The organism is Mesorhizobium sp. L2C084A000 (genome assembly GCF_000502875.1).
Classification (GTDB): Bacteria; Pseudomonadota; Alphaproteobacteria; order Rhizobiales; family Rhizobiaceae; genus Mesorhizobium.
Genome location: NZ_AYWX01000008.1, coordinates 1 through 14228, shown reverse-complemented (window position 1 = coordinate 14228; position 14228 = coordinate 1). Strand labels below are relative to the sequence as shown.

Genomic DNA, 14228 nt, shown 5'->3' with positions numbered 1-14228 from the left:
CGGCAGAAGAAGGTTGGCGCTTCACGCGCGACGACCCCCTCTGTCGCCTTCGGCGACATCTCCCCCGCAAGGGGGGAGATTACCCAGCCACCTTCCACGGATCCGCAATCCTTGGCCACACCGGCCGCGTCAGCTTCTTGTAATCGGTCACCGCCGGATTGCTGGGATATGAACTTGGCGCCGAGACATAGATGATCTCGGCGGCGATCGGCTCGAAGCCGGCGTAGAAATGGTTGGTCGACTTGATCAGCAGCACGTCCTTGGCCAGCGGATCGACGCCGATGTTGGAAAAGATATCCGGCTCGAAGGTCTGCGTGCGATTGGTGTTGAGGATGATGTCTACCTCGGTGCCTTCGAGGCGGACCAGCGCCGTCGGCCCGAGCGTCACCCGGCTTGGCCCGAAACTCTGCCAACCCTCCGGAACCGCCTTCAGCACGCGCACGCGCGCATCGATCGGCTCGCCGGCCTGCGGCCCGGCCTTGCCGCCGAAGCGCAGGTTGATGACCGCGCCCTCGCCGGCCGCCAGGCAGAAGGTGACGGCGATCGGATCCCAGATCGTCGCCACGGCGAATTTGTCCAGGCTACGCGCCAGCATCTGGCGCAGCACGAAGGTGCCGTCGCCGGGCACACCGCCGCCGGGATTGTCCCAGATATCGGCGATGACCACCGGCTTGCCCGGATTCTCGGCGCGCACGGCCAGCGCCCGATCGATGCCGTCGGCGGCGCTCAGCATCGTCATCGCCGTCTTTTCGCGCAGCGCGTAGAGTTCCCGCCCGAGCCGTTCCGCCAGCGCGTCGCCCTTGGCCTTGTCATTGTCGGTGACGGCCAGGATGCGCGTGCCCATCTCGGCCACGTCGGCCGCCATGAAGCCGTGGATGACGGAGACCGACAGCACGCCGTCCTTGCCGTGCAGCGCCTTGATCCGGTCGACGAAAGAGCGCATCGGCTCGCGGCTGGTCGGCAGGACCTGGATCATGCGGCAATCGAAGGTCGAAATGACCGGCTTGATCTCGCCCCTCGCCGCCGCAAGCCCAAGCTCGACGACGTGTTCGCCGCGCTCGTAGAAATCGGTGTGCGGAAATTCGAGGAAGTAGGCGAGGATGTCGGAGGCCGCCACGCGCTTCGGTGTCAGATGGCTGTGCGGATCGAGTTCCACTGCGATCACCACCTCCGGCCCGACCATTGCGCGAACCCGTTCGAGCAGGTCGCCTTCGCAGTCGTCATAGCCTTGCGCCACCATGGCGCCATGCAGGCCGAGGATGACAGCATCGACCGGCAGCGCGGCCTCGAGCTGGCCAAGGATCTCGTCGCGCAGAACCTCATAGGTCTGCCGCTGCACCAGGCCGCCCGGCTCCGCCCAGGTTGCGGTGCCCTCGATGACATCGAGGCCTTCGGCCGCTGCCCGCCGGCGCAGCGCCACCATCGGCGAGGAGCACAGCGTCGGCGTGTCCGGATGTTTGCCGGGCCCGGCATAGAAGGCCATCTCGAACGAGGCCCTATCGGTCGGCACCGGCGAGAAGGTGTTGGTTTCCGTCGCCAGCGAGGCGGTGAAGATGCGCATGAAAGCTCCGTAGAAAGATAGCGGCTACTTGACCGCTCCGAGCGCCAGCCCGCGAACGAGATAACGCTGTAGCCAGATGAACAGGATGGCCACCGGCAAGGTCGCCAGCAGCGTGGCGGCCATGACGTGATGCCATTCGATGGTGTAGCGGCCGGCGACCAGCGAGAACACCTGGATCGGCAGCGTGTAGCTTTCCTGGCTGCGCAACATGGTGAGCGCCACGACGAATTCGTTCCAGGCATTGATGAAGGTGAAGATCGCCGTCACCGCGATCGCCGGCAGGCAGAGCGGCAGGAACACCTTGCGCAAGGTCAGCCAGCGGCCGGCGCCTTCCATCCAGGCCGCCTCCTCGAGATCGCGCGGAATGGTGTCGAAATAGCTCTGCAGCATCCACACCGTGAAGGCGACGTTGAAGGCCATGTAGATGAAGCCGAGCGCCGTCGTGCTCTCGACCAGGCCCCAGGCCGCCATCAGCCGGAACAGGCCAAGCACCAGCACGATCGGCGAGATCATCTGCGAAATCAGCAGGAACTGGCGCAAGGCGCCGTAGCCGGCAAAGCGGAAGCGCGACATCGCATAGGCCGCCGGAACCGAGATCAGGATGGCGCCGACTGTGGCGATCACAGACACGTAGAGCGAATTGAGCAGCGCCTGGCCGAAGCCGGTCGCCACCCACATGTCGGAAAAATTCGACCAGCGGAATTCGCTCGGCCACCAGGTCGGCGACAGCACTTCCTGCCTCGGCTTGACCGCGGTCAGGAACATCACCGCGAAGGGAAAGAGCGTCACCACGATCAGCGGCGCCAGCAGCAGCCAGGCGATGATGGAGCGCTTCAGCTTGCTCGTCATGTGCGTTGCTCCCGCATCGCCAGCCGCACATAGATCATGGTGAAGACCAGCAATATGGCGAACATCACCAGCGACACCGCCGACGCTTCGCCCAGCTTGCCGATGCGGAAGGCCAGCTTGTAGAGATGGGTGACCAGGATATCGGTCGAGTTGGCCGGGCCGCCCTGCGTCATCACCCAGATGATCGGGAAGGAATTGAAGACGTAGATGGTGTTGAGCACGATGGCGATGTTGATGAACGGTTTCAGGAGCGGAAAGGTGATTTCGCGGAACTGCTGCAGCGGCGTCGCCCCTTCGAGCGCCGCCGCCTCGTAGAGATCGTCCGGAATCGACGACAGCCCGCCGAGAAAGATCGTGGTCGTGAACGGCACCGTCACCAGGATACCGATCAGCACCTGCATCGGGAAAGCGGTCTCGGCGCTCGCCAGCCATTGGATGTTGTGATCGATGAGCCCGAGGCCGATCAGCGCCGAATTGAGCATGCCGCTTTCGCCGCTCAGCGCCCAGCGCCAGACCACCGCGGTCATGGTCAGCGACACCGCCCAGGGCAGCATGATGATGACGCGGGCGATGCCGCGGCCATAGAAATCGGTGTTGAGGATCATCGCCACCGGGATCGACAAGAGAAGCGCACCGCCGACCACCATCACCGTCCATTGGCCGGTGCGCCAGAGCGCGGCCGTGAAATCGGGATCGGCAGCGAGTGCCGCGAAATTGGCGAAGTCGTTGAAGTCGCGAAGCTGGCCGAAGCGGCTGACCTCATGCGTCGAGATCTGGATCAGGTCCCAGACCGGCCAGAAGATGACCACCGCCGCCAGAAACAGGCTGGGCAAGGTCAGGAGATAGGGCAAGAAACGATTTTGCATCTGCTGGCCTGCAACCTCGGTGCGCTGGATCAGAAGGTCTGCTTATGCGAATTTCGGATCCGCCGCACCGGGCCGGGAACCAAGGGGTGGCGCGCCCCGCCTGAGTGGAGCGCGCCACGGGCGCAGGGAGATACGCCCTACTTCTTCAGCACTGCATTGGCCTTGGCTGCTGCGTCTTTCAATCCTGCCTCGGGGTCGCCGCCGAGATAGATCTTCTGCATGGCGTCCGACGTGATCTGGGCGACTTCTTCCCAGCCCGGAATGACCGGCGCGAAGCGGGCGTCGGGCAAGAGCGCGGTGAACGCCGCCAGATCGGCATTGTTGACGTAATAGTCCATCTTGGCTTCTTCCTTGTTCACCGGCAGGAAGCCTTCGCCCTGTGTGAACTTGGCGCGCTGCTCCGTGGTGAACAGGAAGTCGAGCAGCTTCCAGGCCTCGTCCTTGTTCTTGGAGTTCTTGAACATGATGATGGAATCGGTGACGCCATAGGTACCGCGCGCGCCGGTCGGACCAGCCGGAATGGCCGCCACGCCGTATTTCAGGTTGGGCGCCTCGTCCTTGATCTGGTTGGACAGGAAGGGTGCGGTGATCATCATGCCGACCTTGCCCTGCTTGAACAGGTTCTGCACATCCTCGCGGTTGTTGGAGGTGACGCCGGGTTCGGTCAGGCCTTCGTCGATCATCGACTTATAGAGCTTGGCGGCCTCAAGCGCACCTGGCGTGCTCAGGCCCGAAGTGCCGTCCTTGTTGAGGATTTCGGTACCCTGCGACCACATCGCATAATAGTAATAGACGTCGGTCTCGATCTCCTTGCCCTGCAGGCCGAAGCCGAACGTGCCGGACCCCAACGCCTTGATCTTGCGCGCATCGTCCTGCAGCTCGGTCCAGGTTGCCGGCGGCTTGGCGATGTCGGCTTTCTCGAACAGCTCCTTGTTGTAGTACATGGCGCGCGCCGAGGCCGCGATCGGCAGGCCGTAGGTCTTGCCGTCCATGATCGAGGGCGACAGGAAGGTATCGATGAAGCGGTCCTTGAAGTCGGGTTTGATGTAGCCGTCGAGCGGCTCGGCGACATCCTGCTGGACGAAGTCGATCAGCCAGCGCGTGCCGATGATCGACAGATCGGCATTGGTGCCGGCGGTGATGTCGGTGGTCAGCTTCTGCAGCAGCACATCCCACGGCACCACTTCGAACTTGACGGTGATGCCGGGGTTCGCCGCCTCGAATTCCTTCTTGACGTCGGCGAAATAGGGAGCAGTCTTGGCGCTGTACTCGGCCACGGTGACCCGCACCTCGCCCGCATCCGCCTGCGCCGCAATTGCCAGCGTGCTCATTCCGGCCATCAGGCCGACAGTCCATTTTGCAAGGCTCATTTGATCTCTCCCATTTTGATTTTGCGCCTGCGCGCCTCTTCGTTGCCGGAGCAGAAGATTATGTGACTTTCCTACATTATCGATGATTTGAAGGCTTGCAAGCGGATTATTTTGTTGCTTAATTACATTTACGGGCCTAGGCCTTGCACGATCTGTCAGAACTCCCGGAGGATGACGCACGGTGGTTTCGCAATCCGAGTTCGAAGGCAGGGCCGAGTTCGAAGGCAGGGCCAAGTTCGAAGGCAGGACCGAGTTCGAGGGCAAGACTGTCGTGGTGACGGGTGCTGGCGGCGGCCTCGGCACGGCGATCGTGGCGCTGATGGCGCAAAGGGGCGCCAGGGTCATAGGCTGCGACCAGTCGAGCGAGGCGTTGAAGAGCCCGCATTTTGCCTCCCGCCACGTCTTCGATCTTCTCGACAAGGCGTCGATAACCACGGCGATCGCTGCGATCCTCGACCGCGATGGCGTGCCCGACATTCTCGTCAACAATGCCGGCTGGACACGCGCAGAGACGATTTCGGCGCTCGATCCCGACAGAATAGAGCAGGAACTCGACCTCAACCTGACCGGCGTGATGAACTTCGCCGACCCGCTGGTCAAGGCGATGGCCGGCCGCGGCTCCGGCAGTGTCGTCTTCATCTCGTCGGTCAATGCCATCGCGCATTTCGGCAATCCCGCCTATGCCGCGGCCAAGGCCGGCATCAACGCTTACGCCAAGGCGATCGCCGTCGAACTCGGCCGCAGCGGCCTGCGCGCCAATGTCGTCTGCCCCGGATCGATCCGCACCGCCGCCTGGGACCACCGCCTTGCCAAGGATCCCGAAATCCTCGGCAAGCTGCAGCGGCTCTATCCGCTCGGCCGCATCGTCAACGCTTCGGAAGTCGCGGAAGCCGTCGCTTTCCTTGCGTCCGATCGTGCATCTGGAATAACAGGCGTGGTGATGCCCGTGGACGCGGGGCTGACCGCCGGTTGCCTGCCATTCATCGACGACATTCTGGGAGCGTGACCATGACCGACGTCGAATTTCGCGACCTGTCGAAATCCTTCGGGCAGCACAATATCCTCGAGAACATCAGCCTCGATATCAAGAGCGGCGAGTTCGTCGTGCTGGTCGGCCCGTCCGGCTGCGGCAAGTCGACCTTGCTGCGCATGCTGGCCGGCCTAGAGACGATCACCTCCGGCGACCTGTTGATCGGCGGCGTGCGCGCCAACGCGCTGCCGCCGCAGCAGCGCAACATCGCCATGGTGTTCCAGTCCTATGCACTGTTTCCGCATCTGAAGGCATCTGACAATATCGGCTTTGGCCCGAAGATACGCGGTGAGACGCGCACGGTGGTCGACGAGAAGGTCAAGAAGGCGTCCGGCGTCCTTAATCTCTTCTCCTATCTCGACCGCTATCCCCGCCAGCTGTCGGGCGGCCAGCGCCAGCGCGTCGCCATGGGCCGCGCCATCGTACGCGAACCGTCTGTGTTCCTGTTCGACGAGCCGCTGTCCAACCTCGACGCACAATTGCGCGTGCAGATGCGCGTCGAGATCAAGGCGCTGCACCAGCGGCTGAAATCGACGATCGTCTACGTCACCCACGACCAGATCGAGGCCATGACGATGGCCGACCGCATCGTCGTGATGGACCGCGGCAGGATCCAGCAGGTGGGGGCGCCGCTGGAGCTCTATGACAGGCCGGCCAACAAGTTCGTGGCTAGTTTCCTCGGCTCCCCGTCGATGAGCTTTGTGTCCGGTTCGCTCAAGGCGGCAGCTCAGAAAACCTGGTTCGAATCGGCCGGTGGCGGGCGGCTTGCGCTTGCCGGCAAACAGGTGCCGGCGGACAGCGCGGTGGAGGCTGGCATCCGGCCCGAGCATTTTGTCATCGGCGAGGCTGTCGACGCGATGGCGATCAGGGTGGATGTCGTCGAGCCCACCGGCTCCGAAACCCATGTCTACGGCGCTATCGGTGCTGATACGGTACGTGCCGTGTTCCGTGACAGGGTGCCGGTCAGGCCGGGAGACCTGCTCCCGGTCTCGGTCGATCCCGGCAACATCCATCTGTTCGACAAGGCGACGGGGCTGCCTCTATGAAAATAGCAGCATGAAGACGCCGGCCGACATCATCACGCGCCTGCAGCTGATGTCGCAGGACGGAACGAAGTCGGATCGCAAGCTGGCCGGCTTCGTCTTGGCAGACCTCGATTTCGTCTCCAAGGCAGCGATCTCGGAAATTGCCGCCCGCGTCGGCGTCAGTGAGCCAACGGTGACGCGGTTCTGCCGCAATCTCGGCTGCGAGGGCCTGCGCGACTTCAAGTTCTATCTGGCGCAGGCCATCGCCATCGGCGGCCAGTATCTGTCGCCGGAACCGTTGAGCCGCGATGCCCGCGAACAGCGCATCGCTTCCGCCATCACCGAAGCGGCGATATCGGCCATCCAGCGCGCCAGCGAAAACCTCGACATGACGACGCTGGTCGCCGTCGCCGCACGCATCGCTGTTTCCGGTAATGTGCTGTGCATCGGCTCCGGTGGCATTTCGTCCATGATGGCGACCGAAATGCAGAACCGGCTGTTCAGGCTTGGCGTGTCGGTGCTGGCGCAGATCGACGGACAGTTGCAACGCATGTACGCCGCCGTCGCCACCCCTGACACCACGCTGATCGCCTTCTCTGTCTCCGGCTATGCGCGATCGGTCATCGATGCGGTGCAGGTCGCCCAGCAATATGGCGCCACCACGATCGCCATCACCCCGCCGGACTCCGCACTCGCCAAGGTCGCCGACACGGTCATCCATTTCCAGTCGCTCGAGGACGGCAATATCTACAAGCCGACATCGTCGCGCTATGCGCTGCTGTCGATCGTCGACATGATCGTCACCTCGGTCGCCGAGACGCGCGGACCAAGGGTTCTGGAGAATCTGCGCCGCATCAAGCAGAGCGTGAACACGTTGAAAGTCGACGATCCGCGTTTGCCATTGGGCGATTGAACCCTCCGACAAGGACATCAGGACTGATGGCCGAGCGCCTCGATGCTATTCGCCAACGTCGCCGGATCGCCTTCAATGCGCACGGTCTTCAGCCGCGCGGTGCCGCCAGCGACAACCGAGACAGCGGACCCGGGCACGCCCAGAGCCTTGGCCAGCAGCTTTTCGAGCGCATGATTGGCGTTGCCGTTTTCCGGTACGGCGCGGACGCGCGCTTTCAGATGGCTTCGCCCGTCCGCCGTGGCCTCGAAGCCTTCGAGCCTGTCCAGCGCAGCTTTTGGCGTCAGCCGGACAAACAGCTCGGCGCCGTTTTCGCGCAGGCGAAACGGCGTGCTCATAAGGTCATCCTGCTCACAGGATCAGAGGCGCCACCGTGGTGAGCAGAAACTGCCGCAGGAAGAACAGGATCAGAAGCAGGATGATCGGCGAGATGTCGATGCCGCCAAGGTCCGGCATGAAGCGGCGGATCGGCCGCAACGCCGGCTCGGTCAGCCGGTAGAGCATGTTCCCGATGCTGCCGACGAACTGGTTCTTCGAATTGACGACGTTGAAGGCGTAGAGCCAGGAAAAGATCGCCGAGGCGATGATGATCCACCAGTAGAGGTCAAGCGCCATGACGATTGTTTGAATGAGGGCGAGCATGCCGGTCTCCAATTGTTGCCGACATGTAGCCATTGCACGCGAAACCGGCAAGGGCCGCCTTTCTGTGGGGCGCCAATGCCGGCTCGGTCGGACCTGTAGGGCTGCATGTCGCGACACCCCAACGAAGGCACGACTACACAAAACCGGCAAGGGCCGCTTTCCGCCGGCGCCAGCTCGACGCTTGACGGCACTGGATTTCGGCAAACCTCCGCCTTGACAGGAAACCGCGGCGCCCGATAAATGCGCCCATCCGCTGGACGGGGCTGTAGCTCAGCTGGGAGAGCGCGTCGTTCGCAATGACGAGGTCAGGAGTTCGATCCTCCTCAGCTCCACCAGTGGAATAATTCTCCACTCTCCGCGCCAGATGCGGTCCGCGACGCTCGTCCCGGCTTGCCCCGCGTTAGCATTGCTATGCCCAGCGCACCTTAAAAGGCCGCGCTACATCGCCTATTTCGCAATATCCGGCAAAATTTTTGTCAATTGGACTTATGGCGGAAGCGCTCACCGATTGTTTCCGTTTTTTTTGGAAACCACCCCACTAAATTGACGTTACCAAATCAGTTTTTCTGTGCGTTGTGACCAGGGCGTTTCGGCGGGGGCGACCGGAGGCGCTATATCGATTTCGAGTCGAAATGAAAAATCCGCCTGCGGAAGCAAAGACGTGTCAATTCGCGAGAATCTCGCTGTAAACCTTAGACGGCTATGCAAGGAACATGCCTCCGTAAGTGCGGTGTGCCGTGAGCTGCACATCAACCGCACGCAGTTCGAACGCTACCTGCAAGGGCAGACCGTTCCCAACAAGGCCACCGCCAAGCTGATATGCGATTACTTTCGGATCGACGAGGCCGAACTGTACCAGGATCCCGGCGCACCCGAGCCAGCGATGCGTGGCCTGCCGCCGGTTTCCGAGAGCCTGTTCAACCAGATGATCCGCCCTCCCAGTCCTTCGATCGCGGGCGGCACCTATTTCACCTATTTCTCGATCCCAGGCCGCCTCGACCTCCTGATGCGCTCGGTGACCTTCGTGAGGCGCGAAGCCGAACTGGTCACCTTCCGAAGGGTCACCGGATGGTCGGAGCGCCGGGGATCGACCTGGGCACGGGCGCGCGGCAATCACTATGGCGTGGCGATCTCGCGGCTGAACTGGATTTATTTCAGCGGCATCAATCGCCGCCAGACCGGAGAGCCGTCGCTGATCTCCGTGCAATGGGCTCCCATCTCCGAACCGGTGCTGATGGGCAAGGCCATGCTACTGACGGAGGCCGGCCCGGCATTCGTGTCCGTCATCATGCGGCGCGACATCGCCAACATCCACCCAAGGGATGCCATCAGCATGGCGCATGTCATCAATCTCGACGATCCGGGCGTCGATCAACTGGTTGTCAGCCTCACCCGGGATGGGTTGGGCTAACCCCTCGGATCGCCGTGTCTTACGCCGAATAAGAATAAGCGTACGCCGATAAAGCGTATGCCAACGATTGTCTACTCTGTATCTGAATAAAATCGATATTTTACACTTTAATGCCAGGAAAGATAATCCACGGGTCCGTCTTAGGCTCGTGGTTTTACTATAATTTTAACAAACCATTAACTCTTCCGACCTTACCTTTCTTCACGCGGATCCCGTTCTGGGGGTCTTTCAACGGATCCCAATCGGGGTCAGGAAAGGGATGAAAATGGCCAAGAAAGTGACCAATGCTCCGAAGCTGACGATTGCCGCCGGCACGCAGACCGTCTTCTTTTCGCAGGGCATGCACTACAACAAGCGCTGAAGCCGTTCTGCGCCGACGAGCGTCTTGCTTGTCGGCGCCTCGGCTCCGCAGATGGCAACCAGCTTCATGAAAATGCGCTCTTCGAAAACGCTTGTTTTCTACCCCGGACCGAACAAGGTCACGGCATGCAACTTCCTGACCAGAAGCGTGTTTGAATGCAGCCCCGAGATGGTCGGCCTTCTCGCATCGTGGGACAAATGGGCATCGACGGCGGACATTGCCCGCGCCCATGGATGGTCGAAGTCCGAGTTGAAGGCTGTCGTTCCCCAGTTGCTCGATTTCTCCGCGCTGGTCACAGCCGGATCGCCTCTCGCCGAGCAGGAGGAACAGTTTTCAGGACAATGGAGTTGGGGGCTTCCGACGGCGCTGATGCATTTCTGCGTCCAGGACAGCGAATACATGACCATCGAGCAAGCGGAAGAGCGGCAGATAGAACGCGCCGGCCATACGCCGCAGCCGAACCTCATGCTCAAGAATTCCGCGGGCGCCATCCAGCTGCCGAATGCACTGGAAGACAATGAACTTCTCAGCTTGATGGCGCGGCGCCGCACCAACCGCACGGCGGCTCAGCCCACCATCACGGCCAAACAGCTTTCCGATTGCCTGTTCGCAGGGCTCGGCATCATCGGCGAGACCGCCAATTGCGTTGGCACCCTGCCGCTCGGCATGACCCCTTCAGGCGGCGCGCGAAATCCCTATGAGGCCTATGTGGTCGCGCTCGGCGTCGATGGCCTCGAACCCGGTGTCTATCACTATTCCGCCGCGGATCACGACCTTGGCAGGATTTCTGCAAACCATCTGCCGAAGATCTCCGAACTGGTCGGCGGACAGGAGTGGGCCGACGCCATGCCGTGCCTGGTCCTGCTTTGCGCCAGGCTCGATCGCACGATGTGGAAATATGAGGACGCCAACGCCTATCGTGTCGTGCTGATCGAGGCCGGCCATATCGGCCAGAACATCATGCTGGCGGCGACCAACCATGGCCTGTCGGCGTGTCCGACAGCCGCGCTCAGTCATTCCGCGATCAAGCGGCTGCTTGGTCTCGACAGTTTCACCGACGCACCGATCTATGCCTTGACCCTCTCGACCCCGGAAAGAGATCCCTCGACGGCGGGCCAATCCATCAATTAGTCGACCAACTATGTGCATCGCGGCCAGTAACGCGTTCCCTAGGTATAACCAGAGACAGGAGCAGCACGTGCCAAATCAATCCTTACGCCAGTCGGAAATCGATAGTCTTCAATATATTTCGTCGATGACCAATGAGCTCGTGCAAATGGCCGAAGCCAGCCGTTTTCCGATGATCTCCTATCTGCTCGGCATGGCCTATGCAGAGGCCTTCGACGTTCTTCGCGGCGCACGGCCGGCCAGGCATGCGCAGCTCAGCGGCAACCCGCTGCACCCCAAGGCGCAGGCAAAAGACACTCGGGCCGTCCAGCCACGGAGAGCGTAGCGACATGCAATCGTCAGCCGCATGCGCGGTGGCCGGCTCGACCTCCCCAAACCGGTGGGAGACACTGTGCGCGTTGCAAAGCCTGCTGCCCTTGCTGAAGAAGGCCGCGACGGACCTGCGCCGCGCCGACATGGTCTACTGGTTCGAGCAGGCCGATGCCGAGGTCGCCAACATCATCAGGGGCCACCCCTCCGATGCAACCGCCATCCCGGCCCTGATTGCATCCTGCCCGCAGGACCGGCGGTCGGTCGCTCAAGCTTGATGCATGTCGCCCGCCCAAACGCGACGCGTTCATTGGCGCCGCTGAAAATGCTCTGATCACCAGTTTTTCAATTTCGGACCGGAACCTATTGCGCGTCTGGAATGCCAAGGGGGACCTGCACATGAACATGATAGCCAACATCAGAAGCGTCGATGCCAGGGAAAGCATTTTCAGCCGGCTCGACGTCTTGATCGCCAGGCGGCCGCCGTCGCCTGACGCCGCGCGGGTCGAGGCCCGCCAACTCGTCTCGATGGCGATTGCCGACAGCTGCCAGGCCGACAGTCTCTGGGGTACAGTGGACGCTTTCCACGCCCATTTCGACTTCATGATGCAGACCGTCGAGATCAACGGCGCCGATGACCCGGGCCTCGGGCCCTTGCGCACGAAATGCCGATTCTATCTCGAACAGGTCGAGGCCCTGAGCCTGTCACTGGCCTATTGACAGGCCGGCCCGATCAAGTTCGGCTCTAGAGCAATTCTAGGAAAAGTGTGAAGCGGTTTTCCCGGGAAAAGCGCGTAGCGCTTTCCGTAGAGAATTGCGTCAAAACAAAGAGTTAGAGCAGCTCGCCGTTTCCGTGAAACGGTGAATGCTCTAGTTGCGCAGGCTGAACACGAACGGCGCTGTACGGCTCAGACGCGAACCAAGTTCCGGTGGCGGTGCCGGCACCGTGGCGCCTTGCAGCACGGCGAGCGCCGCACGGTCCAGATCCGCATCCCCCGAGGAACGAGAGAGCCTGGCGGACAGGACCCGGCCGGACGAGTCGACCGTGAAGGCGACATACGGCCTGCCTTCGACGCGTCGGGCCTTGGCAGAGCTGGGATAGCGCGTGTGCCGCTTGATCCAGGCGCCCAGACGGGAGTCCCATTTGCTGGAGTCGCCGGAGCGAGACGTCGATTCCGCCGACTTCGGCGCGGCGGTCCTGGCCGCAGGCCGTGCGTCGGCGCTGGCGGCGGTTGCCGTCTTCGGCGGGGGCGCCTTCTCCTTCTTAGGCCGCGGCTTGGGCTTCTCGACAGGCTTTTTCGCCTTGGCCGCGACCGGTTTCTTGTCTTTGACAGCTTCGACCGGTTTCGGCTGCGGCAAGGGAATGACGACGTCTGGCGTGACAGCCTCGACAACATCCGGGACGACCTCGTCCGGCGGCGGCTGATCGACCTCTTCAGCCGTTTCGGTCTGGGTGGGTTGGGTCTCGTCTGGCGCGACCGCTTCCGGCGGCTCGACAACCGGCTCCGCCTTTTCGACCGGTTCTTCAGGTGTCGGCTCGGTCGTCGGTGTCGGTTCGGTCTGATCTGGCGTCACCGCATCCAGCGCGGCGACCTGTTCTTCCACGGCCGGCATCACCACCATCGGTGCCATCTCGATCATCTGCGCGGGGGGGGGACCGCCATCCGCTTCGGTGACCATTGTGAGGTTCTGCACTGCATAGGCGACCGCGACATGGGCTCCAAGGACCAGCGCGGCAGCACCGGCCCACAAGCCAAGGTCGCGCCAACCGAAGCGCGACAACTGGACCGAGGGCACAGCGACCGCCTGCGTCATGGCGTCGGCGCACCCGTGGCTGCGGGCGCCGGAGAATTGGACGCGGGAGCCGTCTCCAGGCCGACCAGCGCGATCTTCAGATAACCGGCGCCGCGCAATAGGTTCATCGCCTCCATCAGGTCGCCATAGGCGACCGCCTTGTCGGCGCGCAGGAAGATGCGTGTCTGCTTGTCGCCCTTGGTCTTGGCGTCCAGCGTCGTGGCGAAAGCCGGGCGCGGCACGCTGTCATTACCGATCGCCAGCGTCAGATCGTCCTTCAGCGTCAGGAACAGCGGTGTCTCGGGCCTCGGCGCGGGCGTTGCGGTCGAACCAGGCAGGTCGACATTGACATCCACCGTGGCCAGCGGTGCCGCGACCATGAAGATGATCAACAGCACCAGGATGACATCGATGAACGGGGTGACGTTGATCTCGTGGCTTTCCTCGAGATCGTCATCCATGGTCTGTCGGATTCTGCTTCCCATGGCGCTACTCCGCCGCCAGTGGCGTTGCCGGCGCGACGGTACGGAAGTCGAGGTCGCGGCTGACCAGCCGTTCGACCCCGGCCGAGGCATCGGCGAGGACCTGCCGATAGCCGGCTATCGAGCGGGCAAAGACGTTGTAGATGACGACGGCCGGTATTGCCGCGACCAAACCCATCGCGGTGGCCAGCAGCGCCTCGGCGATGCCCGGCGCGACCACTGCGAGATTGGTGGTCTGCGCCTGCGAGATGCCGATGAAGGCGTTCATGATGCCCCAGACCGTACCGAACAGGCCGACGAAGGGCGCTGTCGAGCCGATCGTCGCCAGCACGCCAGTGCCGCGCGACATGCGCCGCGCCGCCGCCGCCTCGATGCGCGACAGGCGCGACGTGACCCGTTCCTTGAGGCCGTCGCCCGAGACATGATCGAGCGCGCCGGCCGAGAGTGCGGTCTCCTCCTCGGCCGCCCGCACCAGCAGCGCGCCGGGGCC

The 14228-nt window shown here is 62.6% G+C and carries 17 protein-coding genes and 1 tRNA gene; 9 read left to right on the top strand and 9 right to left on the bottom strand.

The window, feature by feature from the left end; all coding sequences use genetic code 11:
- Nucleotides 1-79: 79 nt before the first annotated feature.
- The 4 genes from X735_RS149060 to X735_RS149075 form a co-directional block, all read right to left on the bottom strand.
- A complete protein-coding gene (locus tag X735_RS149060) occupies nucleotides 80-1561 on the bottom strand; it encodes a M81 family metallopeptidase (protein ID WP_023811709.1) in 1482 nt (493 codons plus the stop codon).
- Nucleotides 1562-1585: 24 nt separating this feature from the next.
- The gene (locus X735_RS149065; protein WP_013528984.1) at nucleotides 1586-2410 is read right to left on the bottom strand and encodes a carbohydrate ABC transporter permease; all 825 of its coding nucleotides are present in this window, start codon (nucleotides 2408-2410) and stop codon (nucleotides 1586-1588) included.
- Nucleotides 2407-3276, bottom strand: coding sequence for a sugar ABC transporter permease (locus tag X735_RS149070; protein ID WP_023811708.1), 870 nt, complete (start codon nucleotides 3274-3276; stop codon nucleotides 2407-2409). Before X735_RS149070 ends, X735_RS149065 begins: the two co-directional genes overlap by 4 nt.
- 137 nt (nucleotides 3277-3413) lie before the next feature.
- On the bottom strand, nucleotides 3414-4646 hold the full coding sequence (locus X735_RS149075) for a sugar ABC transporter substrate-binding protein (RefSeq protein ID WP_023811707.1): 1233 nt from the start codon (nucleotides 4644-4646) through the stop codon (nucleotides 3414-3416).
- Nucleotides 4647-4917: 271 nt separating this feature from the next.
- Between X735_RS149075 and X735_RS149080 the strand changes: the two genes are divergently transcribed.
- From X735_RS149080 to X735_RS149090, 3 genes are read left to right on the top strand one after another with little or no spacing between them, the layout of a single operon-like run.
- Complete coding sequence (locus X735_RS149080) at nucleotides 4918-5652, top strand: SDR family oxidoreductase (RefSeq protein ID WP_032909304.1); 735 nt, start codon at nucleotides 4918-4920, stop codon at nucleotides 5650-5652.
- 2 nt (nucleotides 5653-5654) lie between these two features.
- A complete protein-coding gene (ugpC, locus tag X735_RS149085) occupies nucleotides 5655-6722 on the top strand; it encodes a sn-glycerol-3-phosphate ABC transporter ATP-binding protein UgpC (protein ID WP_023811705.1) in 1068 nt (355 codons plus the stop codon).
- A 10-nt stretch (nucleotides 6723-6732) separates the two neighbouring features.
- On the top strand, nucleotides 6733-7614 hold the full coding sequence (locus tag X735_RS149090) for a MurR/RpiR family transcriptional regulator (protein ID WP_013528979.1): 882 nt from the start codon (nucleotides 6733-6735) through the stop codon (nucleotides 7612-7614).
- A gap of 17 nt (nucleotides 7615-7631) precedes the next feature.
- On the opposite strand, the gene X735_RS149095 is transcribed toward X735_RS149090, so the two are convergent.
- Nucleotides 7632-7949, bottom strand: coding sequence for a DUF167 family protein (locus tag X735_RS149095; protein WP_023811704.1), 318 nt, complete (start codon nucleotides 7947-7949; stop codon nucleotides 7632-7634).
- A 13-nt stretch (nucleotides 7950-7962) separates the two neighbouring features.
- On the bottom strand, nucleotides 7963-8253 hold the full coding sequence (locus X735_RS149100; RefSeq protein WP_023811703.1) for a YggT family protein: 291 nt from the start codon (nucleotides 8251-8253) through the stop codon (nucleotides 7963-7965).
- A 259-nt stretch (nucleotides 8254-8512) separates the two neighbouring features.
- On the opposite strand from X735_RS149100, the gene X735_RS149105 reads away from it, so the two are divergent.
- The 6 genes from X735_RS149105 (at nucleotide 8513) to X735_RS149130 (ending at nucleotide 12182) form a co-directional block, all read left to right on the top strand.
- Nucleotides 8513-8588, top strand: a tRNA-Ala gene (locus X735_RS149105).
- 326 nt (nucleotides 8589-8914) lie between these two features.
- Nucleotides 8915-9664 carry a helix-turn-helix transcriptional regulator gene (locus X735_RS149110; protein ID WP_023811702.1) on the top strand — a complete coding sequence of 250 codons (750 nt, stop codon included), beginning with the start codon at nucleotides 8915-8917 and terminating at the stop codon, nucleotides 9662-9664.
- A 427-nt stretch (nucleotides 9665-10091) separates the two neighbouring features.
- The gene (locus tag X735_RS149115; protein ID WP_023811700.1) at nucleotides 10092-11156 is read left to right on the top strand and encodes a SagB/ThcOx family dehydrogenase; all 1065 of its coding nucleotides are present in this window, start codon (nucleotides 10092-10094) and stop codon (nucleotides 11154-11156) included.
- Between the two features lie 67 nt (nucleotides 11157-11223).
- Nucleotides 11224-11478, top strand: coding sequence for a hypothetical protein (locus tag X735_RS149120; protein ID WP_023811699.1), 255 nt, complete (start codon nucleotides 11224-11226; stop codon nucleotides 11476-11478).
- Between the two features lie 4 nt (nucleotides 11479-11482).
- Nucleotides 11483-11740, top strand: a complete 258-nt coding sequence (locus X735_RS149125; RefSeq protein WP_081734866.1) for a hypothetical protein — start codon at nucleotides 11483-11485, stop codon at nucleotides 11738-11740.
- A 121-nt stretch (nucleotides 11741-11861) separates the two neighbouring features.
- Nucleotides 11862-12182, top strand: coding sequence for a hypothetical protein (locus tag X735_RS149130; protein ID WP_031213427.1), 321 nt, complete (start codon nucleotides 11862-11864; stop codon nucleotides 12180-12182).
- A gap of 150 nt (nucleotides 12183-12332) precedes the next feature.
- On the opposite strand, the gene X735_RS149135 is transcribed toward X735_RS149130, so the two are convergent.
- The 3 genes from X735_RS149135 to exbB form a co-directional block, all read right to left on the bottom strand.
- The gene (locus tag X735_RS149135; RefSeq protein WP_023811696.1) at nucleotides 12333-13277 is read right to left on the bottom strand and encodes an energy transducer TonB; all 945 of its coding nucleotides are present in this window, start codon (nucleotides 13275-13277) and stop codon (nucleotides 12333-12335) included.
- On the bottom strand, nucleotides 13274-13741 hold the full coding sequence (gene exbD, locus X735_RS149140; protein ID WP_023811695.1) for a TonB system transport protein ExbD: 468 nt from the start codon (nucleotides 13739-13741) through the stop codon (nucleotides 13274-13276). Before exbD ends, X735_RS149135 begins: the two co-directional genes overlap by 4 nt.
- Before the next feature lie 4 nt (nucleotides 13742-13745).
- Nucleotides 13746-14228 (bottom strand): tonB-system energizer ExbB (exbB, locus tag X735_RS149145; RefSeq protein WP_023811694.1); only part of this gene is annotated, 483 nt, incomplete at its 5' end.